24 protein-coding genes and 1 tRNA gene are annotated in these 22254 nt (G+C 53.1%); 14 read left to right on the top strand and 11 right to left on the bottom strand.

The window, feature by feature from the left end; translation table 11 throughout:
• Nucleotides 1-8 precede the first annotated feature (8 nt).
• The 4 genes from KI228_RS12445 (at nucleotide 9) to KI228_RS12430 (ending at nucleotide 2345) form a co-directional block, all read left to right on the top strand.
• Nucleotides 9-398 carry a RidA family protein gene (locus tag KI228_RS12445; RefSeq protein ID WP_043000428.1) on the top strand — a complete coding sequence of 130 codons (390 nt, stop codon included), beginning with the start codon at nucleotides 9-11 and terminating at the stop codon, nucleotides 396-398.
• A 31-nt stretch (nucleotides 399-429) separates the two neighbouring features.
• Nucleotides 430-1410, top strand: coding sequence for a threo-3-hydroxy-L-aspartate ammonia-lyase (locus KI228_RS12440; protein ID WP_061070026.1), 981 nt, complete (start codon nucleotides 430-432; stop codon nucleotides 1408-1410).
• A gap of 52 nt (nucleotides 1411-1462) precedes the next feature.
• Complete coding sequence (locus tag KI228_RS12435; protein ID WP_043000430.1) at nucleotides 1463-2092, top strand: helix-turn-helix transcriptional regulator; 630 nt, start codon at nucleotides 1463-1465, stop codon at nucleotides 2090-2092.
• Between the two features lie 178 nt (nucleotides 2093-2270).
• Nucleotides 2271-2345, top strand: a tRNA-OTHER gene (locus KI228_RS12430).
• A gap of 59 nt (nucleotides 2346-2404) precedes the next feature.
• Here KI228_RS12430 and cdiA read toward each other — a convergent pair.
• Nucleotides 2405-3289 (bottom strand): CdiA family class A beta-lactamase, encoded by an 885-nt coding sequence (gene cdiA, locus KI228_RS12425; RefSeq protein WP_044263728.1) that lies wholly within the window; start codon nucleotides 3287-3289, stop codon nucleotides 2405-2407.
• A gap of 191 nt (nucleotides 3290-3480) precedes the next feature.
• On the opposite strand from cdiA, the gene sedR reads away from it, so the two are divergent.
• Nucleotides 3481-4341 (top strand): beta-lactamase transcriptional regulator SedR, encoded by an 861-nt coding sequence (sedR, locus tag KI228_RS12420; RefSeq protein WP_044327690.1) that lies wholly within the window; start codon nucleotides 3481-3483, stop codon nucleotides 4339-4341.
• Between the two features lie 29 nt (nucleotides 4342-4370).
• On the opposite strand, the gene uspF is transcribed toward sedR, so the two are convergent.
• Nucleotides 4371-4799 carry a universal stress protein UspF gene (gene uspF / locus KI228_RS12415; protein ID WP_043000433.1) on the bottom strand — a complete coding sequence of 143 codons (429 nt, stop codon included), beginning with the start codon at nucleotides 4797-4799 and terminating at the stop codon, nucleotides 4371-4373.
• 165 nt (nucleotides 4800-4964) lie between these two features.
• Between uspF and zinT the strand changes: the two genes are divergently transcribed.
• Entirely contained in the window at nucleotides 4965-5615 is a 651-nt protein-coding gene (gene zinT, locus KI228_RS12410) for a metal-binding protein ZinT (protein WP_043000434.1), read from the top strand.
• Nucleotides 5616-5692: 77 nt separating this feature from the next.
• On the top strand, nucleotides 5693-6493 hold the full coding sequence (gene ant(3'')-Ic / locus KI228_RS12405; protein WP_141227543.1) for an aminoglycoside nucleotidyltransferase ANT(3'')-Ic: 801 nt from the start codon (nucleotides 5693-5695) through the stop codon (nucleotides 6491-6493).
• Between the two features lie 103 nt (nucleotides 6494-6596).
• On the opposite strand, the gene minE is transcribed toward ant(3'')-Ic, so the two are convergent.
• From minE to minC, 3 genes are read right to left on the bottom strand one after another with little or no spacing between them, the layout of a single operon-like run.
• Complete coding sequence (minE, locus tag KI228_RS12400; protein ID WP_043000436.1) at nucleotides 6597-6863, bottom strand: cell division topological specificity factor MinE; 267 nt, start codon at nucleotides 6861-6863, stop codon at nucleotides 6597-6599.
• A 3-nt stretch (nucleotides 6864-6866) separates the two neighbouring features.
• On the bottom strand, nucleotides 6867-7679 hold the full coding sequence (gene minD, locus KI228_RS12395; protein WP_043000437.1) for a septum site-determining protein MinD: 813 nt from the start codon (nucleotides 7677-7679) through the stop codon (nucleotides 6867-6869).
• Nucleotides 7680-7702: 23 nt separating this feature from the next.
• On the bottom strand, nucleotides 7703-8410 hold the full coding sequence (gene minC / locus KI228_RS12390; protein ID WP_061070029.1) for a septum site-determining protein MinC: 708 nt from the start codon (nucleotides 8408-8410) through the stop codon (nucleotides 7703-7705).
• A gap of 126 nt (nucleotides 8411-8536) precedes the next feature.
• Between minC and KI228_RS12385 the strand changes: the two genes are divergently transcribed.
• The 3 genes from KI228_RS12385 (at nucleotide 8537) to ycgN (ending at nucleotide 10097) form a co-directional block, all read left to right on the top strand.
• Entirely contained in the window at nucleotides 8537-8830 is a 294-nt protein-coding gene (locus KI228_RS12385) for a YcgL domain-containing protein (RefSeq protein ID WP_043000439.1), read from the top strand.
• Nucleotides 8831-8898: 68 nt separating this feature from the next.
• On the top strand, nucleotides 8899-9558 hold the full coding sequence (locus KI228_RS12380; RefSeq protein WP_061070030.1) for a fumarylacetoacetate hydrolase family protein: 660 nt from the start codon (nucleotides 8899-8901) through the stop codon (nucleotides 9556-9558).
• Nucleotides 9559-9650: 92 nt separating this feature from the next.
• Entirely contained in the window at nucleotides 9651-10097 is a 447-nt protein-coding gene (gene ycgN, locus KI228_RS12375) for a cysteine cluster protein YcgN (RefSeq protein WP_042318693.1), read from the top strand.
• A gap of 223 nt (nucleotides 10098-10320) precedes the next feature.
• Here the strand turns inward: ycgN and dsbB are convergent, their stop codons facing one another.
• Both dsbB and nhaB read right to left on the bottom strand, forming a co-directional pair.
• Nucleotides 10321-10851, bottom strand: coding sequence for a disulfide bond formation protein DsbB (gene dsbB / locus KI228_RS12370; protein WP_043000441.1), 531 nt, complete (start codon nucleotides 10849-10851; stop codon nucleotides 10321-10323).
• A gap of 141 nt (nucleotides 10852-10992) precedes the next feature.
• Entirely contained in the window at nucleotides 10993-12537 is a 1545-nt protein-coding gene (nhaB, locus tag KI228_RS12365; RefSeq protein WP_043000442.1) for a Na(+)/H(+) antiporter NhaB, read from the bottom strand.
• A 222-nt stretch (nucleotides 12538-12759) separates the two neighbouring features.
• On the opposite strand from nhaB, the gene fadR reads away from it, so the two are divergent.
• A complete protein-coding gene (gene fadR, locus KI228_RS12360; protein WP_042318544.1) occupies nucleotides 12760-13479 on the top strand; it encodes a fatty acid metabolism transcriptional regulator FadR in 720 nt (239 codons plus the stop codon).
• Nucleotides 13480-13512: 33 nt separating this feature from the next.
• On the opposite strand, the gene KI228_RS12355 is transcribed toward fadR, so the two are convergent.
• The gene (locus KI228_RS12355) at nucleotides 13513-15045 is read right to left on the bottom strand and encodes a SpoVR family protein (protein ID WP_061070031.1); all 1533 of its coding nucleotides are present in this window, start codon (nucleotides 15043-15045) and stop codon (nucleotides 13513-13515) included.
• A gap of 328 nt (nucleotides 15046-15373) precedes the next feature.
• Between KI228_RS12355 and KI228_RS12350 the strand changes: the two genes are divergently transcribed.
• Both KI228_RS12350 and dadX read left to right on the top strand, forming a co-directional pair.
• Entirely contained in the window at nucleotides 15374-16672 is a 1299-nt protein-coding gene (locus KI228_RS12350) for a D-amino acid dehydrogenase (protein ID WP_044257663.1), read from the top strand.
• A 12-nt stretch (nucleotides 16673-16684) separates the two neighbouring features.
• Nucleotides 16685-17755, top strand: a complete 1071-nt coding sequence (gene dadX, locus KI228_RS12345) for a catabolic alanine racemase DadX (RefSeq protein WP_061070032.1) — start codon at nucleotides 16685-16687, stop codon at nucleotides 17753-17755.
• A 109-nt stretch (nucleotides 17756-17864) separates the two neighbouring features.
• Here dadX and KI228_RS12340 read toward each other — a convergent pair whose 3' ends face one another.
• Both KI228_RS12340 and ldcA read right to left on the bottom strand, forming a co-directional pair.
• Nucleotides 17865-19601: a potassium/proton antiporter gene (locus tag KI228_RS12340; protein WP_061070033.1), complete on the bottom strand. Its 1737-nt coding sequence runs from the start codon at nucleotides 19599-19601 to the stop codon at nucleotides 17865-17867.
• Nucleotides 19602-19698: 97 nt separating this feature from the next.
• Complete coding sequence (gene ldcA, locus KI228_RS12335; RefSeq protein WP_141227542.1) at nucleotides 19699-20613, bottom strand: muramoyltetrapeptide carboxypeptidase; 915 nt, start codon at nucleotides 20611-20613, stop codon at nucleotides 19699-19701.
• Nucleotides 20614-20751: 138 nt separating this feature from the next.
• Here ldcA and emtA point away from each other — a divergent pair, with 138 nt between their 5' ends.
• Nucleotides 20752-21363, top strand: coding sequence for a membrane-bound lytic murein transglycosylase EmtA (gene emtA / locus KI228_RS12330; RefSeq protein WP_042318553.1), 612 nt, complete (start codon nucleotides 20752-20754; stop codon nucleotides 21361-21363).
• Here emtA and ycgR read toward each other — a convergent pair whose 3' ends face one another.
• Nucleotides 21364-22098, bottom strand: a complete 735-nt coding sequence (ycgR, locus tag KI228_RS12325) for a flagellar brake protein YcgR (RefSeq protein ID WP_043000448.1) — start codon at nucleotides 22096-22098, stop codon at nucleotides 21364-21366. It lies immediately after the preceding gene.
• Between the last annotated feature and the right edge of the window lie 156 nt (nucleotides 22099-22254).

Genomic DNA, 22254 nt, shown 5'->3' with positions numbered 1-22254 from the left:
AGATGCACATGCACCCGGATATCACATTGAACACAACATCCCATGGGCTTCCTCCCGCTGGACACTACTCGGCGAGCGTGACAGCAGGGGGATTTGTTTTTATCTCAGGGCAACTGCCAATCACCCCGCATGGTGAGAAAAAGGCGGGGGCGTCTTTTGAGGAACAGACCAGACAAGTTCTGGAAAATGTCGATGCCTGTCTGAAGGGGGCCGGTGTCTCCCGTCAGCATCTGGTTTCCGTACGTGTCTATGTGACAGATATCAACCAATGGCCGACGTTTAACGACATTTACGCCGAATGGATTGGCGATTTCCGTCCATCTCGTGTCGTTGCTGGGGTGGCAGAACTGCATTATGGTTCTGCCTTAGAAGTAGAAGCACTCGCGCTGGCGCAATAAGCCCGACGCTTAACGCTATACAGGTGAAAAAATGGTTGAGATTACACTCCCGGAATATGCTGAGGTTGCCGCCGCCGCAGGGCGTATTGAAGGATATGCAAACAAGACGCCGGTGATGACCTCCCGGACCGTCAATGCGGAATTTGGCGCTGACGTTTTCTTTAAATGTGAAAACCTACAGCGTATGGGAGCCTTTAAGTTTCGTGGGGCGATGAATGCATTACGCCAGTTTACGCCGGAACAACGTGCTGCTGGCGTGGTGACATTTTCTTCCGGAAACCATGCTCAGGCGATAGCGCTGTCAGCTAAATTGCTGGGTATTCCGGCGACAATCATCATGCCTCATGATGCGCCAGCCGCGAAAGTAGCGGCAACCAAAGGGTATGGTGGCAATGTTGTTATGTACGATCGCTATACGGAAGATCGTGAACAGATTGGCCGTGAACTGGCTGAGAAACAGGGACTGACGCTCATCCCTCCCTACGATCATCCGCATGTTATCGCCGGTCAGGGCACGGCCACCAAAGAGTTAATTGAAGAGGTTGGTCCGCTGGATGTTCTTTTTGTCTGTCTGGGGGGCGGTGGTTTACTTTCAGGTTCAGCACTGGCCGCCCGGCAACTTTCGCCAGATTGCATAATTTATGGCGTGGAGCCTGAAGCCGGTAACGACGGACAGCAGTCTTTTCGAAGCGGAAAAATCGTTCACATCGATACGCCAAAAACGATTGCTGATGGTGCACAGACGCAACATCTGGGGCACTATACGTTCCCTCTGATTCAAAAATACGTCAATGATATTCTGACCGTTTCAGACGATGAATTAATTGCTTCGATGAGGTTTATGGCCGAGCGTATGAAAGTCGTCGCAGAACCCACGGGCTGTCTTGGCTTTGCAGCGGCAAGGGCGAGAAAAGCAGAACTCAGCGGGAAAAAAGTCGGCATTATCATCAGCGGCGGCAATGTGGATATCGCGCGCTACGGTGAGTTTCTGGCCGGGAAATCCGTTTCGTGAGGCTGTAAACGGATAGCAATAATGACAACGGGCATCACTGTGGGAGACCGGCATGCCAAAAAACGACGAGAATTCGCTTCTCAGCCAACTTGACACTATCGCGAAGGGATTAAGCGAAACGTTTTCTCCTTTTTGCGAAGTGGTTGTTCATGACCTCAAGGATCCTGAGCATGCGATTATGTCGATACATAATAATTTATCCGGTCGTGAGGCGGGACAACCGGCGACGGAACTCGGGCTGGCAAGGATTGCCTCTCCGGATTTTCCTGAAATTATTGCGAACTACGGCAATCAGTTTGCTGATGGCCGTCCGGTAAAGAGTACGTCTATTGGCATTAAGGATGAAAAGGGTAATTACGTCGCCGCATTATGCCTTAATGTCGATATGACGCTTTTCCGGGGGATGCAAAGCGCGCTGGCGCGTTTTACCGAAACAGAGAGTTCACCGGTGCGTGAACATCTTGACCCCGGGAGCACTGAAGTCATTCGCCAGCGCATCGATGACTTTGCCGCGAAACGCGCCACCACGGCGCGCGCGCTTAAAACGGAAGACAGAAAGGTTCTGATCCAACAGTTACGCAAAGAGGGATTGCTGAATGTGCGTAAATCCATGGATACGGTGGCACAGCATTTAGGGGTGTCACGGGCGACAGCCTACCTCTATGCGCGCCAGTCCGGGTGAATTCGCCGGTGTGCGATATATCATCTCTTATATATTGCCCAGCATGAATAATGAGCAAACGAACGGTAATAATAAGGGAAAGTCATCCACACCTATTGCAGGGGTAATTTGAGTTATGTATTATCTCGCCCGGTTCTGATAATGAGTAGATTCTCAATCGGAAATAAAAACCGGCAGACCGCCATTAGCTCATCTGGAAGAGCGAACGACTTTTGTTGTAGGGAACGGGGTTCGAGGCCTCGATGGCGGCCCAAATTTGAAGGCCCAGACATCTGTCTGGGCCTTTTTGCTTTCTTCGCTTACCCGCCGGGCTCAAAGCCCTTCCGTCACAATCTTTGCAGCGGCGGCCAGAATATCTTTACGCCCTTTGGCGTCCTGCTGTGGCTGTGTAAAGTAGGTGACGAGGATCAGCGGCGCACGATCTTCGGGCCAGATCACCGCGATATCATTGGTTGTGCCGTAATCACCGCCTCCGGTTTTATCGCCAACCACCCACCCTTCAGGGAGTCCGGCACGAATGCTCTGACCGCCGGTCGTATTGCCTTTCAACCATTCGACAAGCTGTGCACGCTGTGCGCCAGCCAGCGCATCGCCCAGCGTCAGTTTGTGCAGGCTTTTCGCCATCGCTAGCGGCGAGGTCGTGTCGCGCTCATCGCCAGGGATGGCGGTGTTCAGCTCGGGTTCTTTCCGGTCCAGACGAAACGTCGTGTCGCCAATTGAGCGGGCAAAAGCCGTGACGTTACTGGTACCGCCCAGGTGCTCAAGTAATTTATTCATTGCCGTATTATCGCTGTATTGCAGCGTGGCAGCGCTTAGCTCCGCTAATGTCATCTCTTTATCGACATATTTTTCCGTCACCGGATTCCAGTTTGTCAGATCGGCTTTTTTGATGACCATTTTCTGCTGCAAAATATCGTGCTGAGTTTCACTCTGTTTTAATACCGCGGCAGCGACCATCGTCTTACTGGTGCTGCACATGGCAAAGCGCTCATCACCGCGATAAAGAATTTGCGAACGATCGGCGGTATTAATCAGCGCAACGCCCAGTCGACCACCCGATTGTTTTTCTAATGCTGCCAGCTTTTCTTGGACCTGTGCGGGATCCCCCTGCGTGCGAGCCAAAAGCGGTGAACTGGCAGTAAAGAAAGCGAGCACGGCGGCAATAAGTACCGTCTGATGACCTCGTTTTTTAAACATAAATAACATCCTTGATAATCAGTAAATTGATCAATGCACGCACTTTATTTTTCCGCTCAAACAGACAAAAGAAGAAAGAGAATTAAAGGCGCATGATGTGTTTGCGATGCCAGAACTATCCGCTCTCTGCGCTTGCTTAACAAGCGAGAAGAATTTACCCTGGGATAAAGAAAATCTTATGAGTCTTTATTATGCGCTCTAATCTTCCGCTTAATGCCCTACGGGCCTTTGAGGCTTCGGCTCGCCATTTGAGTTTTACTCGTGCGGCACTGGAACTTTGTGTCACGCAGGCCGCCGTCAGCCAGCAGGTACGTATCCTGGAAGATCGCCTGAACAGAGTGCTGTTTAAACGTCTGCCCAGAGGGCTGGAGATGACGGATGAGGCGCAGGCACTGTTTGCCGTCCTGACCGACGCCTTTGGTCAAATCGACACCATTTTTCGTCAGTTTGAGGGTGGGGAATATCGTGAAGTGCTCACGGTTGCTGCAGTCGGTACCTTTGCCGTTGGCTGGTTACTGCCGCGCATTGAACAATTCCGGCAGGCGCATCCGTTCGTTGAGTTACGCCTGCGTACAAATAATAACGTTGTGAATCTGGCGGCTGAGGGACTGGATTTTGCCATCCGCTTTGGCAATGGCTTGTGGCCCGCCACCCATAACGAAATGCTGTTTGAGGCTCCGCTGACTGTCCTGTGCACGCCAGAAACGGCCCAACGGCTCAGGCGGCCAGCCGATCTCTTGCAAGAGAATCTTCTGCGTTCATATCGGGTAGATGAGTGGGATAACTGGTTTGCTGCAGCAGGCGTGACGGCAGAGCGGATCAATGGTGCCGTTTTTGACTCCTCACGTCTGATGGTTGAAACGGTTATCCATACCGGCGGTGCGGCACTGGTTCCGGCAGTGATGTTTGCCAGAGAACTGGCGGCCGGACAACTCGTTCGCCCCTTTGACATTGAGATCCAAATGGGCGGTTACTGGCTCACCCATCTGAAGTCGAAACCGATGACGCCCGCGATGGAAATCTTCCGCGACTGGATCGTTAAAATGGCATAAACGGGAGCCCGCAGGCTCCCGTTTGCGGCTCAGCGAACGACCAGCACCGGACAGTGCGCGTGACGCACAACGGCGGCGGCGGTAGAACCTAACAGATATGTTGAAATACCGGGCTGGTGTGACGCGATGATCACCAGGTCAGCACTGACGGTATCCGCCAGCTTCAGGATCTGATCCTTCGGGGGGCCGTATACCACATGCGTCTGTACCCGTCCTTCAGGGATATCGAATTGCTTCACAATCTCGTTGAGTTTTTGTAATGCCTTCGTCTGCAGTCCATTTTTATCCGGGAGTTCGCCAGAGTAGGCGAGCCCCAGGGATGCATAAAAGGGGACTGAGGGAATGACTGACAGAAAATGGACTTTTGCCGTTTTGGCGTGGATTTTGACCTGAGGAATAAGCTGCCGGGTGAGATCGGCTTCTGAGATATCAATGGGCACCAGAACAGAACGATACATAGTCATTACCTCCTGTTTTTTGTCTCCGGTTTCAGTATATCGAATCTGGTTTTTGCATAAAAAGTGACCAGATCAAGTTTCCTTCATTTACGCGCAACAGTGTTGAATAAATTTTATTGTTATAATATAACATTTCATCTTGTTCATTTGATTGAGGGTACGACGTTGGCTATTCATTGGAAAAAATTATCTGTTTCTCTGGGAATGTTGTGGTTCAGCAGTTATGCCTTCGCCCATGGCGATCACGCGCATGGTGTGCCGTTGACGGAGATGGAACAGAAAGCAGCGGAAGGCGAATTTGCGGATAGCAATGTTAAGGACAGGGCGCTTACCGACTGGGATGGCATGTGGCAATCCGTTTATCCTTATCTGGTCAGCGGTGAGCTGGATCCGGTTTTCAAACAGAAGGCGGCAAAGGATAAGGGGAAAACGGCGGAAGAGGTGAAAGCCTATTACCGGAAAGGCTATGCGACGGAAGTCGACACCATTGGTATCGAAAATGGCGTGATGGAGTTTCATACCGGTAAGCAGGTGGCCTCCTGTCAGTATGACTATGCCGGGTACAAGATCCTGACCTACACCTCAGGTAAAAAAGGGGTGCGTTATCTGTTTGAATGCAAAGACGCAAACAGTAAAGCGCCGAAGTTTGTGCAGTTCAGCGATCATATTATTGCGCCGCGGGCGTCGAACCACTTCCATATTTTTATGGGCAATACCTCACAGCAGGCGCTACTGGAAGAGATGGATAACTGGCCAACCTACTATCCTTATCAACTCAAGGCGCAGGCCGTGGTAGACGAAATGCTGCACCACTAAATTCAGGCTCAGCCCGTTGCTTGTCAGCGGGCTTCCTGTCGCGCTAAGGTGGCACCTGACATGATGACGGTGAGGCGATGACATTGAAGATTCCGGATACCCTTCGGAAACAACTGGAAAAGGCGACGGCCATCATTGAACGGATCTTTGAAGAGGATCTGTTGGCCATTCACCTGTACGGATCTGCCGTTGAAGGTGGGTTAAAACCTTACAGCGACATTGATTTGCTGGTCACCACGCGTGTGCCGCTGACGACGGCACAGCGAGAAGCGCTGATGCAGGAACTCCTGTCGGTGTCAGCCTGGCCTGGTACGTCGACGCTCTGGCGGGCGCTTGAGGTGACGGTTGTGGTGCATACCGATGTGGTGCCCTGGCGTTTTCCTCCCCGACGGGAAATGCAGTTTGGCGAGTGGTTGCGCGAGGATATTCACGCCGGGAAGTATGAACCCGCACAGCAGGATAGCGATCTGGCGATTTTATTGACTCAGGCGCGTAGTGCCAGCATGGCTTTAACCGGCGAGCGTGCGGATTTGCTTTTTGAGCCGGTCCCGGAAAACGACATTCGGGAGACATTCCGTCAGACGCTGACGCTCTGGCAGGACAATGGTGATTTACAGGGCGACGAGCGCAATATCGTGTTGACCCTGGCGCGCATCTGGTACAGCGTGGCGACAGGCGGTTTTACCGCGAAAGACAGCGCGGCAGACTGGTTAATGCCTTATCTCCCGGACGAGCACGCTTCTCTACTTGCAGCCGCGCGGCTCGACTATCTGGGACAGGTAAGTGTTGACTGGGCAGCGATAATGCCCGCTGTTTCGCGCTTTGTCTGCTATGCAAAAGCAAAAATAGCCGAACAGTTATCGCTCGTGGATAAGTGATGCCATATTTCAGGCATCGTGTTGCCGCAACAGAAAAATGGCTGATAATAAAAAAGGCAGATTGCTCTGCCTTTTTTTATCAGAAATTATCTGAGAAGAGCGTTTATTTCAACTCTTCAGCTTCCGGCAATGTAACGTTAAGTTCGAGAATGGAAATATCGCCGTCCTTTTGTTCAAGCTGAACGGTGACCATTTCCGGATCAATTTGTACATACTTACAAATGACCTCAAGAATATCTTTACGCAACTGCGGTAAATAATGCGGCTCAGCGTCACTACGACGACGCTCAGCAACGATAATCTGCAATCGCTCTTTCGCGATGTTCGCTGTACTCTTTTTCCGCGAGAGAAAAAAATCCAGTAATGCCATAACTTATCCTCCGAACAGGCGTTTGAGGAAACCTTTCTTCTCTTCGTCAATGAAGCGGAAAGGACGTTCTTCTCCCAACAGACGATCTACCGTATCGGCATACGCTTTACCTGCGTCTGCATTGATGTCCAGAATGACCGGTTCGCCCTGGTTAGAGGCGCGCAGAACAGACTGATCTTCCGGGATAACTCCGACGAGTTTAATGCGCAGGATCTCCAGCACATCTTCCATACTGAGCATGTCGCCACGGTTAACACGGCCTGGGTTGTAGCGCGTCAACAGCAGATGTTCTTTAATCGGATCTTCACCGTTTTCGGCACGGCGCGATTTAGACGCCAGGATACCCAGGATACGGTCAGAGTCGCGTACCGAGGAGACTTCCGGGTTGGTGGTGATAATCGCTTCGTCAGCGAAATAGAGCGCCATCAGCGCGCCAGTTTCAATCCCCGCAGGGGAGTCGCAAACGATAAACTCGAAATCCATTGCTTTCAGATCGTCGAGAACCTTTGCCACGCCTTCACGGGTTAATGCGTCTTTATCGCGCGTCTGAGAGGCCGGAAGAATAAAGAGATTCTCAGTGCGCTTGTCCTTGATGAGCGCCTGATTGAGTGAAGCATCACCCTGAATGACGTTGACGAAATCATAAACAACCCGACGCTCACACCCCATGATCAGATCGAGGTTACGCAGGCCGATATCAAAATCAATAACGACAGTTTTCTTTCCCTTCTGGGCCAAACCAGTAGCGATGGCCGCGCTGGAGGTGGTCTTGCCAACGCCCCCTTTACCCGAAGTAACTACAATAATGCGTGCCATAGAAATTCCTTGTTAAAAAGGGATCAATTCAACGGTTGAACTGTCAAAGCGTTATCTGCTAACTGCAGACGTGCCGCTTTGCCATAAAATTCTGCTGGGATTTTATCACTCAGCCAGTAAACACCTGCGATAGACACCAGTTCTGCCGTCAGATGGGTACAAAAAATTTGCGCATCCCGGTCACCACTTGCCCCTGCCAGCGCGCGGCCTCTCATCATGCCATAGACATGAATATTGCCATCGGCGATCAGCTCAGCGCCAGCACTGACGTGACTTGTAACAATCAGATCACATTGTGGTGCATAAATGCGTTGACCGGAACGAACGGGTATATCAATAAATCGCGTTTTTGTGACGGGAGTAGCGTTTTGCACTACAGCGGCGGGAGCAACGGGGTCAGCCGGAGCGGAACGCGCCATTTTCTCTTTACCTTCAGTGAGTAAAGGAAGGCCCATTTTGTCGATTTCAGCTTTGAGCCGGGCATCTTTACAACCGCTGACGCCAACAATACGCAATCCCGTCGACGCCACCACCTTCTGCAACTGCGGCCAGTTTACCGGCGCATCAAGGCTACTGACATTCACTACCACAGGAGCATGTTTTAAAAAAGCAGGAGCCTGAGCGATTTTGTCTTCTAACGCCTGACGAATAACCTCGGGTTCTGCTTCATGTAAATGAACCACTGATAAGGTGAAGCTACTGCCTTTAAGTTCGATGAGCGTGTTTGACATCCTGGCCTTACTCAATTTGCTATTTATCATCCCCGATGTGGAGTGATATTCCGAAGTCCAGAAGGCATGTTATAGTCACTATTATATTGAGGCAAGTCGCCATCCGTTTAATTCAGAGTAAAATGTATGTTTTGTGTGATCTACAGAAGTGCTAAGCGTGACCAGACCTATTTGTATGTCGAAAAAAAAGACGATTTCTCACGTGTGCCTGAAGAACTGATGAAAGGATTTGGTCAACCACAGCTGGCAATGATATTGCCGTTAGATGGTAGCAAAAAGTTAGTCAACGCCTCGCTGGATAAAGTAAAACAAGCCTTAACGGAGCAGGGATATTATTTACAACTGCCTCCGCCACCCGAAGATTTATTGAAGCAACATCGTTTCAACGCCTCACAAAACAATCCAGAAACCGATAAATAAACGGTACCCGGCGTCATACCTGTCGGTGCCATTCCTGAAGTCAACGATGACAAATTAGGGGAAAATGAATGTATCAACATCATAACTGGCAGGGTGCGCTGCTTGACTACCCGGTAAGCAAAGTGGTGTGCGTGGGGAGCAACTACGCCAACCACATCAAGGAAATGGGCAGCGTCACGCCGGATGAGCCGGTGCTGTTTATCAAGCCGGAAACCGCCCTGTGTGATTTGCGCCAGCCGCTGGTCATTCCGACGGATATGGGCTCGGTGCACCATGAAGTCGAACTGGCGGTATTGATCGGCGCGACGCTGCGTCAGGCGACCGAAGAGCATGTTCGTAAGGCTATCGCTGGATATGGCGTGGCGCTCGATCTGACGCTGCGTGATATCCAGGGCAAAATGAAGAAGGCCGGGCAGCCCTGGGAGAAGGCAAAAGGATTTGATAATTCATGCCCGTTATCCGGATTCATTCCGGTCGCAGAATTTAACGGCGATCCGCAGGCGACGCCACTGGGGCTGACGGTCAATGGCGTAGTTCGCCAGCAGGGTACAACGGCGGATATGATCCATAAAATCGTCCCCTTAATCGCCTACATGAGCAAATTCTTTACCCTCAAAGCGGGTGACGTCGTGCTGACCGGCACCCCGGAAGGCGTCGGACCGCTCGCCAGCGGCGACGAGCTGGTGGTCAATTTTAACGGTCACTCCCTGACAACCCGTGTCCTGTAATGCCTGCTTGCCGCCTTTTTAGGCGGCAAAACTTGCATCAACGTGCCAGACTGGTTATAAGGTGCAGCTTTATAGCAATGGCGGATACCCTGATGAGCGATTTACCTTTCTGGCAACGTAAAACCCTGGATGAAATGACCGATGCCGAATGGGAGTCGTTATGTGATGGCTGCGGTCAGTGCTGCCTGCATAAGCTGATGGACGAGGATACCGACGAGATTTATTTCACCAACGTCGCCTGCCGCCAGCTCAACATCAAAACCTGCCAGTGTCGCAATTACGAACGTCGGTTCGAGTACGAGCCTGACTGTATCAAGCTAACGCGTGATAACCTGCCCACCTTTGAATGGTTGCCGATGACCTGCGCCTATCGTCTGCTGGCGGAAGGGAAAGGACTGCCTGAATGGCACCCGCTGCTGACGGGGTCGAAAGCGGCAATGCACGGCGAGCGAATTTCGGTGCGTCACATTGCGGTAAGAGAGTCAGAAGTCCATGACTGGCAGGACCATATTCTCAACAAACCGTCATGGGCGGACTAAACCGCCTGGTCTGATTTCAGGCTAACGGCAAAAAAAACGCTCCCGGTTGGGAGCGTCAGACTGCTGACAAAGAAGGAAAAAACGTGGTTTTTCCTTCTTTGTGGTTATCAGCCGAAAATCAATGAATTAATTTTCCGGGTTTTTAATGAGGTGATCTTTGCTTGTCCGGTATCGGGATGATGTTTGTCATCACTCTCACGCTCCCGGCTGGGAGCGTCTGAGATTAACGACCGAACAGATCGCGTCTTTTCGGTTTAAGCGGCTGAGCAATCAGCACCAGAACCGCGACGACCAGATAGGCAACGAAAATGCCTAATAGCCATTGCGGCATTTCCAGAGATAAAAATTCCCACTGACGCTCGGCGCAATCACCAGAGGCGACAAACACCTGTGGTAACCATTTGTCCAGTGGCAACCAGGCAGGGAAGCGAGCCATGAAATCACAGGTCATGAACGGGGAAGGGTGTAACTGGATCATGGTATGTTCCCATGTCAGTTGAACCCCACGCCAGGCACTGTAGATCCAGATAATCAACGCCACATAGCGCAACGGTGTTTTAGGCGCAATAGCCCCAACCAGACCGGCCCCCATGACGCCAAACAGCGCACAGCGTTCGTAGATGCACAGTACGCACGGCTTAAGCAGCATAACGTGCTGAAACCACAGCGCGACCAGTTCAAGCGCTAAGGCAGTAAAAGCCATCAATAACCACGCGCCCCGACCCCGTGAGCACTGGTTCAAATATCGCAACATAATAATTTCCCTGCAACATGCGTAGACACGGCAGTGTAAACCAATTCGATTACCGCGCCACCAGGAGAAACTCAAATATTGTGTAATTGGAGAAATATCACGCAAAAAGGCAAACCGGGCAGTGAAATGCCCGGTCAGTTGTTATGAAAGTGTAGCTAACCAACCGGTTTGCATCATCCACTCGGTCATTGGCGTCAGGGTAAACTCGACGCACAGCAGGCCGACCAGCGTCAGCACGATGGTATAGGGCAGCGCCATCCAGACCATCCGACCATAGGAGAGGCGAATCAGCGGTGCCAGTGCGGAGGTGAGCAGGAACAGGAATGCCGCCTGACCGTTCGGCGTCGCCACGGATGGCAGGTTTGTCCCGGTGTTGATCGCAACGGCTAACAGCTCGTATTGCTGCAGGGAGATCGCACCACTTTCCATGGCCGCTTTGGCCTCGTTAATGTAGATAGTACCGACGAAAACATTATCCGAGATCGACGAGAGCAGGCCGTTGAAGAGATAGAACAGCGTCAGTTGCGCGTGCTCTGAGGCTTGCAATACGTACTGAATAATCGGCGAAAAGAGATGCTGGTCGATAATCACCGCGACAATGGAGAAAAAGACCGTCAGCAGCGCGGTGAAAGGCAGAGATTCGGTGAACGCCTTGCCAATGGCATGTTCATCCGTCACGCCGGTCAGCGACGTTGCGAGGATAATCACGGAGAGGCCAATCAGTCCCACTTCCGCCAGATGCAGCGCCAGGGCAATCACCAGCCAGACGCCGATAATCGCCTGCACAATCAGTTTTACTCTGTCCTGACGTGAACGCTGATGGCGGCTCTGATCGTCAAACTGCTGCAAGACGTCACGCACTTTTTCCGGCAGTGTTTCGCCATAGCCAAACCAGCGCAGTTTCTCAACCAGTACACAGGTGAGCAGGCCGCAAATCAGTACCGGAACGGTAACAGGCGACATCCGCAGGAAGAAGTCGCCAAAGTGCCAGCCAGCGGCTTTGGCGATGATCAGGTTCTGCGGCTCGCCCACCATCGTCATCACGCCGCCCAGAGCGGTACCCACCCCGGCATGCATCATCAGACTGCGCAAAAAGCCGCGGAATTGCTCAAGCACTGTTTTGTAGTGTTGATCAATGTGACTGTCATCCAGGATGTCGCTATCATCGCCGCGGGAAGAGGCCACGCGGTGATAAATGCCGTAGAACCCGACGGCGACGCTGATCACTACCGCTACCACGGTCAGTGCGTCAAGGAAGGCGGAAAGGAAGGCCGCCGCCACACAAAACGCCAGCGACAGCAGCATTTTAGAACGAATGCTCAGCAGCAGCCGGGTAAAAATAAACAGCAACAGCTGCTTCATAAAATAGATGCCCGCGACCATGAACATCAGCAGCAGTAAAACTTCCAGATTGTTTGCCACCTCTTCGCGAACATGCGCGGCGCTGGTCATCCCGATGATAACTGCTTCAATGGCTAACAAACCGCCCGGTAGCAGTGGATAACACTTCAGCGCCATCGCCAGCGTGAAGATGAATTCCGCCACCAACAACCAGCCCGCAACAAACGGGTTGATGATGAAAATCAGTGGATTAACTATCAGGAAGATCAGTAGCGCAAGCTTGTACCAGTCTGGCGACTGGCCTAAAAAGTTGCGCCAGAGCGCGCGGCCCCATGAGAGTTCCATTATGGTTTCCCTTACCTTATTTATTGAAATGATGTTTTTATGGTTAGCGACAAAGAGTAACGGTCAGTCTGAATGCAGGCAAGCCTTTCACCCCAGACAGCCAGCGTTATCAAGAAAATGAAGCCTTGATCCACTTTTTCTTCGTTGTGTCTCCTATCGGGCATGTAACCCGTCTGGTATGATGAGTGTAACTATGTTTTGCTGTGTAATGGAAATCTCACTATGGTCATTAAGGCGCAGAGCCCGGCGGGTTTCGCGGAAGAGTACATCATTGAAAGTATCTGGAATAACCGCTTCCCTCCTGGCACTATCTTGCCTGCAGAACGAGAACTCTCCGAACTGATTGGGGTGACACGTACCACTTTACGTGAAGTGCTGCAGCGCCTGGCGCGAGACGGTTGGTTGACCATTCAGCATGGCAAACCGACGAAGGTGAATAATTTCTGGGAAACCTCCGGACTGAATATTCTTGAAACGCTGGCGCGTCTCGATCACGAAAGCGTCCCGCAGTTGATCGACAATCTGCTGTCGGTGCGGACCAACATCTCCACTATTTTCATTCGTACCGCGTTTCGTCAGCATCCTGACAAAGCGCAGGAAGTGCTGGCGACCGCGCAGGAAGTGGCCGATCACGCCGATGCGTTTGCCGATCTCGATTACAACATTTTCCGTGGTCTGGCATTTGCCTCCGGCAACCCGATTTATGGTCTGATCCTGAACGGCATGAAAGGGTTGTATACCCGCATTGGTCGTCACTATTTTGCCAATCCGGAAGCGCGCAGCCTGGCGCTGGGTTTCTACCATAAGCTGTCGCAACTGTGCCTGCAGGGCGCGCACGATCAGGTGTACGAAACGGTGCGTCGTTACGGTCACGACAGCGGCGAGATCTGGCACCGGATGCAGAAAAACCTGCCCGGCGATTTAGCCATTCAGGGCCGCTAAAAACGAACCCCCTCACGATGAGGGGGTTTTTGTTTACAGGCTGTTCATTCTGGGGGGACAGCGCTCCAGCAGTTCCACGCTTCCGTCCTCGTTTTGCTGTTCCAGCAACACATCAAATCCCCACAGCCGATGCACATGCTTGAGCACCTCTTTGCGGCCTTTATCCAGCGGCGCGCGATTATGCGGAATATAACGCAGGGTGAGCGAACGATCGCCCCGCAGATCCACGTTCCAGACCTGAATATTCGGCTCTACGTTGCTCAGATTATATTGCGACGAGAGGCGGTTGCGGATTTCGCGGTAGCCTTCTTCGTTATGAATGGCAGAGATTTCCAGATAGTTATGCCGATCGTCATCCAGCACCGTAAAGAGGCGAAAATCGCGCATCACCTTCGGCGACAGAAACTGGCTGATGAAGCTCTCATCTTTGAAGTCGCGCATGGCAAAATGCAGCGTTTCCAGCCAGTCGGAACCGGCGATATCCGGGAACCAGTACTTATCTTCTTCCGTCGGCGACTGGCAGATGCGCTTGATGTCCTGGAACATAGCGAAACCCAGTGCGTAAGGGTTTATGCCGCTGTACCACGGGCTGTTATAAGGCGGCTGGAACACCACGTTGGTATGGCTGTGTAAAAACTCCAGCATAAAACGTTCAGTGACTTTCCCCTCGTCATACAGGTGGTTCAGGATGGTGTAATGCCAGAACGTGGCCCAGCCCTCATTCATCACCTGCGTCTGTTTTTGCGGATAAAAATACTGACTGACTTTGCGCACAATGCGCAGGATCTCGCGCTGCCATGACTCCAGCAGCGGGGCTTTTTTTTCCATAAAGTAGAGCAGATTTTCCTGCGGTTCTGAGGGATAGCGCCGCGCTTCGGCAATCGTCTTCTCTTCCTCTTTTTTCGGCAGGGTACGCCACAGCATGTTCACCTGGCTTTGCAGATACTCTTCACGACTCTGCTGGCGGGCCTTCTCCTCCTGGAGGGAGATTTTCTGCGGGCGTTTATAGCGATCAACGCCGTAGTTCATCAGCGCGTGGCAGGAGTCGAGCAATCGCTCAACCTCGTCCACGCCGTATCGCTCTTCGCACTGAGTGATGTAATTACGCGCGAAGATCAGGTAATCAACAATGGAGCTGGCATCAGTCCAGCTGCGGAACAGATAGTTATTTTTGAAGAACGAGTTATGTCCGTAACAGGCGTGCGCCATCACCAGCGCCTGCATGGTAATGGTGTTCTCCTCCATCAGGTATGCAATACACGGGTTGGAGTTGATCACAATCTCATAGGCCAGCCCTTGCTGACCGTGCTTGTACAGTCGTTCGGTCTCGATGAATTTTTTACCAAACGACCAGTGAGGATAGTTAATCGGCATTCCGACGCTGGAATATGCATCCATCATCTGCTCGGAGGTGATGACCTCAATCTGGTGCGGGTAGGTATCCAGTCTGTAGAGTTTCGCCACCCGATCTATTTCCGCCAGGTAGACATCCAGCAGATCAAACGTCCAGTCGGGTCCATCGCTCAAGCGTGTGGTGTCCTTGTTCATGGAATCAATCGTAGCCATTCGCGCACCCTCATTGTTGGCGGCACTCTCTGTGTGGAGCACCTCATTTCAAGCATAGAACACCCGATTAAAAACCGTGTCAGTGAAGAAATATTTTCTTTGCGATTTCCGCTTGTCGACTCGCCAGATTACGGGGTGGTCACGATATTTTCTGCTGGATAAAAATAACCCACAGCAGGAGATACCAAAGCAGAGAGTTCACTGTTCTGCCTGCTATATGTGAGATGTGTCACCATAAAAAAGCCATATGTTGAATAATATTTTCATCTGGGTTATCAAGATGTAATTAGATGATTGTTCTTTTACTGTTACTGTTAACGGAGTGGCTATGCGAGTTGTCATACTGGGAAGTGGCGTCGTTGGCGTGACCAGCGCCTGGTATCTGAGTCAGGCTGGACATGATGTTACCGTCATCGATCGTGAACCCGGCCCGGCGCTGGAGACCAGCGCGGCGAATGCGGGGCAGATCTCTCCGGGCTATGCCGCGCCCTGGGCTGCGCCGGGTGTACCGCTGAAAGCGATTAAATGGATGTTCCAGCGCCATGCGCCGCTGGCCGTTCGTCTTGACGGGACACAGTTCCAGTTAAAGTGGATGTGGCAGATGCTGCGCAACTGCGACACCAGCCACTACATGGAAAACAAAGGGCGGATGGTACGTCTGGCGGAATACAGCCGTGATTGCCTGAAAGCGCTACGTGCGTCGACAGGTATCCAGTATGAAGGGCGGCAGGGCGGGACGCTGCAACTGTTCCGTACCGCGCAGCAATATGAGAACGCCACGCGCGACATCGCCGTGCTGGAAGACGCCGGTGTGCCGTATCAGTTGCTGGAAGCCAGTCGACTGGCGGAAGTCGAGCCGGCGCTGGCGGAAGTGGCGCACAAACTGACCGGCGGCTTGCGTCTGCCGAATGACGAAACAGGCGACTGCCAGCTCTTTACCCAGCGTCTGGCGCAGATGGCCGAACAGGCGGGCGTCAAATTCCGCTTCAACACACCGGTGGATAAACTGCTCTGCGAAGGCGAACAGATTTACGGCGTGAAATGTGGTGATGAGATCGTTAAAGCTGATGCGTACGTCATGGCGATGGGGTCTTACTCCACGGCGATGCTGAAAGGGATTGTCGATATTCCGGTCTATCCGCTGAAAGGCTATTCGCTGACGATTCCGGTGGCGGAAGAGGACGGCGCGCCGGTTTCGACTATTCTTGATGAAACTTACAAAATCGCCATTACCCGTTTTGACCAGCGCATCCGCGTGGGGGGGATGGCGGAAATTGTCGGTTTCAATACCGAACTGCTCCAGCCGCGTCGGGAAACGCTTGAGATGGTGGTGCGCGATCTCTACCCGCGCGGGGGGCATGTTGAGCAGGCGACATTCTGGACCGGTCTGCGGCCAATGACGCCGGACGGTACGCCCGTTGTGGGACGTACCCGCTTCAAAAATCTGTTGTTAAATACCGGACACGGTACGCTGGGATGGACGATGGCCTGTGGTTCAGGGCAGTTGCTGAGCGATATATTGTCAGGTCGCACGCCCGCCATTCCGTATGACGATTTGAGCGTGGCGCGCTACCACGCAGGCTTTACGCCTTCACGTCCCCAACATCTGCACGGCGCACATAACTAAGAAGGACGAGAGATGACCCGCCCTATACTGGCCAGCCTTGACCTGCAGGCGATGAAACAAAACCTGAGCATTGTGCGTCAGGCCGCACCGGACGCCCGCGTCTGGTCAGTGGTGAAAGCCAATGCTTATGGACACGGCATAGAACGTATCTGGAGTGCGCTGGGCAACACCGACGGTTTTGCCCTGTTGAATCTGGAAGAGGCGGTCACCCTGCGTGAGCGCGGCTGGAAAGGGCCGATCCTGATGCTGGAAGGTTTTTTCCACGCTGAAGATCTGGAACGGTATGACACCTGGCGTCTGACCACCTGCGTGCACAGCAACTGGCAGCTCAAAGCGATCCAGAATGCGAAGCTTAAGGCGCCGCTGGATGTCTATGTGAAGGTTAACAGCGGCATGAACCGCCTGGGATTCCAGCCGGAACGGCTGCAAACCGTCTGGCAGCAACTGCGCGCGATGCCGAACGTCGGTGAAATGACGCTGATGTCGCATTTTTCCGACGCTGAGCACCCTGACGGGATCCACAATGCAATGGCGCGCATCGAGCAGGCTGCGGAAGGGCTGGATTGCCGGCGTTCGCTGTCAAACTCCGCGGCCACGCTGTGGCATCCTGATGCACATTTTGACTGGGTACGCCCGGGCATTATTCTCTATGGCGCTTCGCCGTCAGGCCAGTGGCGCGATATCGCCAATACCGGACTGAAGCCAGTGATGACGCTAAGCAGCGAAATCATTGGTGTACAGACACTAAAAGCGGGAGACCGCGTCGGCTATGGCGGACGTTATACCGCCAGAGGCGAGCAACGCATTGGCATCGTGGCGGCTGGCTATGCGGATGGCTATCCGCGCCATGCGCCTAGCGGCACGCCGGTGCTGGTGGACGGTGTCCGGACCACGACGGTGGGGACAGTGTCAATGGATATGTTGGCGGTGGATTTGACGCCATGCCCGCAGGCGGGCATCGGAACGCCGGTGGAGCTGTGGGGCAAAGAGATCAAAATTGACGACGTGGCGCAATCAGCTGGAACGGTGGGTTATGAGCTGATGTGTTCGCTGGCGTTGCGCGTTCCTGTTGTGACGGTGTAACTTTTCTGGTATTGCCGGATGCCGGCGCGATGCGCCTGATCCGGCCTACAGCACACGCTACGCGGCGTCTCAGTAGGCCAGATAAGCGCAGCGCCTTCCGGCAGAGTCACTATTCTTCGTCTTCATCCCCGGCAACGCGGACACCGACTTTGCGCACCTGATTATCCTCTTTTTCGGCAACCGTCCAGATCATCCCGGCAAATTCGACCTGGTCGCCGACGACCGGGGCGGCACCCAGCAGTTGCTGAACAATTTCCCCCAGCGTTTGCTGCTTATCGCGGTACTCCGTTCCGTCATCCAGACCATAAATCAGCGCCACATCGGCATACTTAGCGTTGGCTTCGAGAATAAAGTCGCCGAAGAAGCGCTGATCCAGCGCCACCGGCGGCGACTGGCTGAACAGTTTGCCCAGCGCCGGAAGATCGCGTTCACGCCCGATGACGCACAGCACATCGCCTTCACGCAGACGGGTGCTGCCGGTGGGATGAAACAGCACATTGTCACGAAACAGCGCCGCAATGCGCGTTTCCTGAGGCATATGCAGATCGCGCAGCGCCGCGCCGACACACCATTTATCGGCACTGAGCTGATAGACAAACTGCTCCCACGGATTGTCCGGATGAATATCCAGACCCACGCGTGAGACCGGCCAACCGACCGGTGGTACCACCACCTTCGCCTTTTTCGCCGCCCAGGAGAGCGACGTCCCCTGCAAAACCAGTGACACCAGCACTACGAAGAAAGCGACGTTAAAGAACAGACGGGCATTTTCCAGACCCGCCATCATCGGAAAGACGGCAAGAATGATCGGTACCGCACCGCGCAGACCCACCCAGCTAATAAAGACGCGTTCACGCAGATTAAAACCGCGGAACGGCAGCAGTCCGATAAATACAGAGAGTGGACGGGCAATGAAAATCATCCCGGCGGAAAGAATCAGCGCCGGAATAGCAATCGGCAACAGGTCAGAAGGATTCACCAGCAGTCCGAGCACAAGGAACATGCCGATCTGTGCCAGCCAGGCCAGTCCGTCGAAGTTTTGCAAAATACCATAGCGGTTGCGGATAGGGCGATTGCCCAGTAAAAAACCGCACAGATAGACCGCCAGGATCCCGCTGCCTTCCAGCGCCGTGGTCAGGGCAAACACCAGAATCCCGCCGCTCAGGGCTAATAGCGGGTAGAGTCCGGCGGGTAGAGAGATACGATTAATCGTCTGCTGTAGCAGATAGCCGCCGCCCAGCCCAAGCAGGATGCCCAGACCAAACTGTTGAATAATGTGGACAGCGAACATCCAGCTTAAGCCGGTTTCGTGTTGCTGAATCATCTCGATCAGCGTAATGGTCAGAAATACTGCCATCGGGTCATTACTGCCGGATTCAATTTCCAGCGTCGCGCCGACACGCTCGTTCAGCCCCTTGCCGCCAAGCAGGGAAAAAACCGCCGCCGCATCTGTTGAACCGACAATGGCGCCAATCAACAGACCCTGAATCAGATCGAGATTAAACAGCCAGGCGGCAATCATACCGGTTAACCCGGAGGTGATCAGGACGCCAACGGTCGCCAGAGAAAGCGCCGGGCCCAGCGCGACACGAAACGAACTGGCCTGCGTGCGCATCCCGCCATCGAGCAGAATAATCGCCAGCGCAAGGTTACTGACCATATAGGCGAAGGGATAATTATCGAACGGGATGCCGCCGACGCCATCGACGCCCGCCAGCATGCCAATGGCCAGGAAGATAACCAGAATCGGAATGCCAAGGCGTGATGAAAATGAACTGAGTAAGATACTGCTGGTAACGAGGACGGACCCCAAAATGAAAAGACTGATTATTGCCGCGGCGTCCAACGTTCGATTACTCCTCAATCAGGAATTTTTTGGTGCATTGACATTATCATATTAACGGCTACATCCGGGCGTTACTTAGTCCTGCAGCCGTTTTTTTTTATGATTTCAGAAAGGGATGACCCGAGATCGTCAGTTGTGTACCGTTTTGACTGTTTTGCAATACGGCATGCGCGCCCAACGCCAGCGTAACGGTTCGCGGCTCATGACCAAAATCGAGTCCGGTTATCAGGGGAATAGAGAGGCGTTCACGTAAAAACGCATACACGGTGTTAAGATCGTAACCGGCATCATACTCATTCGGGGTGCTACCGCTGAAACTGCCCAGCACAATGGCGCTCTGCCGGTTCAATATACCGGCGTCAACCAACTGCAATAACATGCGCTCAACGCGAAAAGGGTGCTCGTTAATGTCTTCCAGTACCAGAATGCCGTTTTCTATTTTGGGCATCCACGGGGTACCGATGAGCGAAATCAGCATCGCCAGATTACCGCCCCACAGCGTTCCTTGCGTGTGACAGGCCGGACCGTCGCCTTGCCATTCCACCGTGTACTGCGCGTGACGTAATGCCTGCCAGAAATGGGTTTGCGTAAAGGTATTCAGCTCCGGCGCGCCAACGTTCGCCGCCAGCATTGGACCACTGAAAGTGATGACATTGCCCAGCGCCAGCAGACCGCACTGGATCGCCGTAAAATCACTGTGTCCGCAAATAAGCAGCGGATCCCGCTGTTGTCGGGCGGCAAGGGCCTGCCAGACGATGTGTTGCAGTAGACGGCTCGCTCCATAGCCACCGCGCACCGGCATGACGATGGTGTCCGGCGCGGTGAGATGCACAAGGTCGTTCACGTCCGCCAGACGCTCCGAATCCGTACCCGCAAAGCGTTGATGGCGACGACTGACCACCGCCGTATTATCGACCTGATGCCCGGCCTCTTTAAGGCGCTGGATACCAAGTAAAGCCGCGTGCTGATTGATGCAGTAGCCCGAGGGGGCAATTAAGTGAAACCGGGACATGGCAATTCCTTGCTACAACAGAAACCAAATGTATATCATGCCGCTTATAGTAGAACGTTTTGCCGGAGGGTGCTTTGCTTATCCGGTTTATAACGGTGGTTTTAGTAACAAAGCGTTCCGGCGATAAGGACAGAAGACGTGAAATTGAGATGGTTTGCTTTTTTAATTGTGCTGCTTGCAGGCTGTAGTTCAAAACAAGATTATAAAAATCCCCCGTGGAACGCGGAAGTGCCGGTAAAACGTGCCATGCAATGGATGCCGATCAGCGAAAAAGCCGGTGCGGCGTGGGGCGTTAGCCCACAATTGATTACGGCGATTATCGCCATTGAGTCAGGCGGGAATCCCAATGCGGTTAGCAAATCGAATGCGATAGGGTTGATGCAATTAAAAGCGTCAACTTCAGGACGCGATGTCTATCGTCGGATGGGCTGGAGCGGCGAGCCTACGACCAGTGAACTGAAAAACCCGGAACGGAATATCTCAATGGGCGCTGCCTACCTGAGTATTCTGGAGACCGGCCCGCTCGCCGGCATTGAGGATCCGCAGGTGATGCAGTACGCGCTGGTCGTCTCCTACGCTAACGGCGCAGGCGCACTGCTACGCACGTTCTCTTCCGACCGGAAAAAGGCAATTAACAAAATCAACGATCTCAGTGCTGATGAGTTCGTTGAACACGTCGCGGATAATCATCCTGCGCCTCAGGCGCCGCGCTACATCTATAAATTGCAGCGCGCGCTGGATGCGATGTAATTAGTCGCGGACTTTATTTGATTTTTCGCGCGCTTCGCGCTCAAGGGAAAAGATAATCCGCTGAAGTTCCCGCTCCACCGCCGGGCCGACGTTGAGAAAACGAAAGCTCAGGCGGGGAGTGGAAATGGTCTCGTTTTTGCCGTCAATCACTTTGCGTTCGGTGACGGAAATCAGCTGTGCGTCAAAGTGAAACATCCCCCATTCCCCCATATCCAATGCCACCTGCGAAAAACGCATCCCTTCGGTGAGACCTGACGGTTTCGGGCCTTCCAGCAGAGCACCCATTCCGCCGAGGGAAAGATCGTATAGACGAAAACGTAGGGTGCTGTTATCCGGCATCTGTGCCGTACAACCGTAGGGAGGATGGAGCGGCGCGCAGATGCGGAAGTATTCCCGTCGTTGCACAAACCACAGCGCCGGAGGGAGCGGGGTGATAAAGGCGGGAAGCTGCTGATACTCACCGCTCTGCAACTGCTCAAGAGTAAACTCGACCTTCGCGCCCTGGGTTTCGGCGGTAAAGGTAATATTGCGCGCTTTTTGCACGGCGAGATTTTCTTTTTGCTGACTGCCAAAATCCATCACCAGTCTTTCGGCCGAGACGTCAAGGATCTTGCTGATGAATTGTCCGCCGGACCAGGAGACGCGCAAAGGCACCTGGTTGCTGTTTAAGTCGCGAAGAACCCCCAACACCGCCAACGGATTTTGCTTCAGGAACTGCTCATTGTAATGACTCACGCGGAATGCCTCCTGGCTGCCTGACAGTCTATCGAACGGTTATCGGCAAGACGCAGGAGAACTTAATACAAACGCGTGATTTTTTTTACCAAAGACAAATAATTCAGCCTCGCAGAAACAACGGGGATCAAGGGGTTGCCTATACTTAACGGACAA

Source organism: Citrobacter amalonaticus (assembly GCF_018323885.1).
GTDB classification, from domain to species: domain Bacteria; phylum Pseudomonadota; class Gammaproteobacteria; order Enterobacterales; family Enterobacteriaceae; genus Citrobacter_A; species Citrobacter_A amalonaticus.
Note: the sequence above shows the minus strand (reverse complement) of the source record. Positions and strands in the feature narration are given on the sequence as shown.

What these genes read in the sequence shown, in the direction of transcription:
- dadX (WP_061070032.1), top strand. Translation starts at nt 16,685, where the DNA reads ATGACCCGCCCTATACTGGCCAGCCTTGACCTGCAGGCGATGAAACAA.
- KI228_RS12350 (WP_044257663.1), top strand. Translation starts at nt 15,374, where the DNA reads ATGCGAGTTGTCATACTGGGAAGTGGCGTCGTTGGCGTGACCAGCGCC.
- dsbB (WP_043000441.1), bottom strand. Translation starts at nt 10,851, where the DNA reads ATGTTGCGATATTTGAACCAGTGCTCACGGGGTCGGGGCGCGTGGTTA.
- ycgN (WP_042318693.1), top strand. Translation starts at nt 9,651, where the DNA reads ATGAGCGATTTACCTTTCTGGCAACGTAAAACCCTGGATGAAATGACC.
- KI228_RS12380 (WP_061070030.1), top strand. Translation starts at nt 8,899, where the DNA reads ATGTATCAACATCATAACTGGCAGGGTGCGCTGCTTGACTACCCGGTA.
- KI228_RS12435 (WP_043000430.1), top strand. Translation starts at nt 1,463, where the DNA reads ATGCCAAAAAACGACGAGAATTCGCTTCTCAGCCAACTTGACACTATC.
- KI228_RS12440 (WP_061070026.1), top strand. Translation starts at nt 430, where the DNA reads ATGGTTGAGATTACACTCCCGGAATATGCTGAGGTTGCCGCCGCCGCA.
- cdiA (WP_044263728.1), bottom strand. Translation starts at nt 3,289, where the DNA reads ATGTTTAAAAAACGAGGTCATCAGACGGTACTTATTGCCGCCGTGCTC.
- minE (WP_043000436.1), bottom strand. Translation starts at nt 6,863, where the DNA reads ATGGCATTACTGGATTTTTTTCTCTCGCGGAAAAAGAGTACAGCGAAC.
- KI228_RS12385 (WP_043000439.1), top strand. Translation starts at nt 8,537, where the DNA reads ATGTTTTGTGTGATCTACAGAAGTGCTAAGCGTGACCAGACCTATTTG.
- uspF (WP_043000433.1), bottom strand. Translation starts at nt 4,799, where the DNA reads ATGTATCGTTCTGTTCTGGTGCCCATTGATATCTCAGAAGCCGATCTC.
- fadR (WP_042318544.1), top strand. Translation starts at nt 12,760, where the DNA reads ATGGTCATTAAGGCGCAGAGCCCGGCGGGTTTCGCGGAAGAGTACATC.
- minC (WP_061070029.1), bottom strand. Translation starts at nt 8,410, where the DNA reads ATGTCAAACACGCTCATCGAACTTAAAGGCAGTAGCTTCACCTTATCA.
- ldcA (WP_141227542.1), bottom strand. Translation starts at nt 20,613, where the DNA reads ATGTCCCGGTTTCACTTAATTGCCCCCTCGGGCTACTGCATCAATCAG.
- sedR (WP_044327690.1), top strand. Translation starts at nt 3,481, where the DNA reads ATGCGCTCTAATCTTCCGCTTAATGCCCTACGGGCCTTTGAGGCTTCG.
- KI228_RS12355 (WP_061070031.1), bottom strand. Translation starts at nt 15,045, where the DNA reads ATGGCTACGATTGATTCCATGAACAAGGACACCACACGCTTGAGCGAT.
- nhaB (WP_043000442.1), bottom strand. Translation starts at nt 12,537, where the DNA reads ATGGAACTCTCATGGGGCCGCGCGCTCTGGCGCAACTTTTTAGGCCAG.
- minD (WP_043000437.1), bottom strand. Translation starts at nt 7,679, where the DNA reads ATGGCACGCATTATTGTAGTTACTTCGGGTAAAGGGGGCGTTGGCAAG.
- KI228_RS12445 (WP_043000428.1), top strand. Translation starts at nt 9, where the DNA reads ATGCACCCGGATATCACATTGAACACAACATCCCATGGGCTTCCTCCC.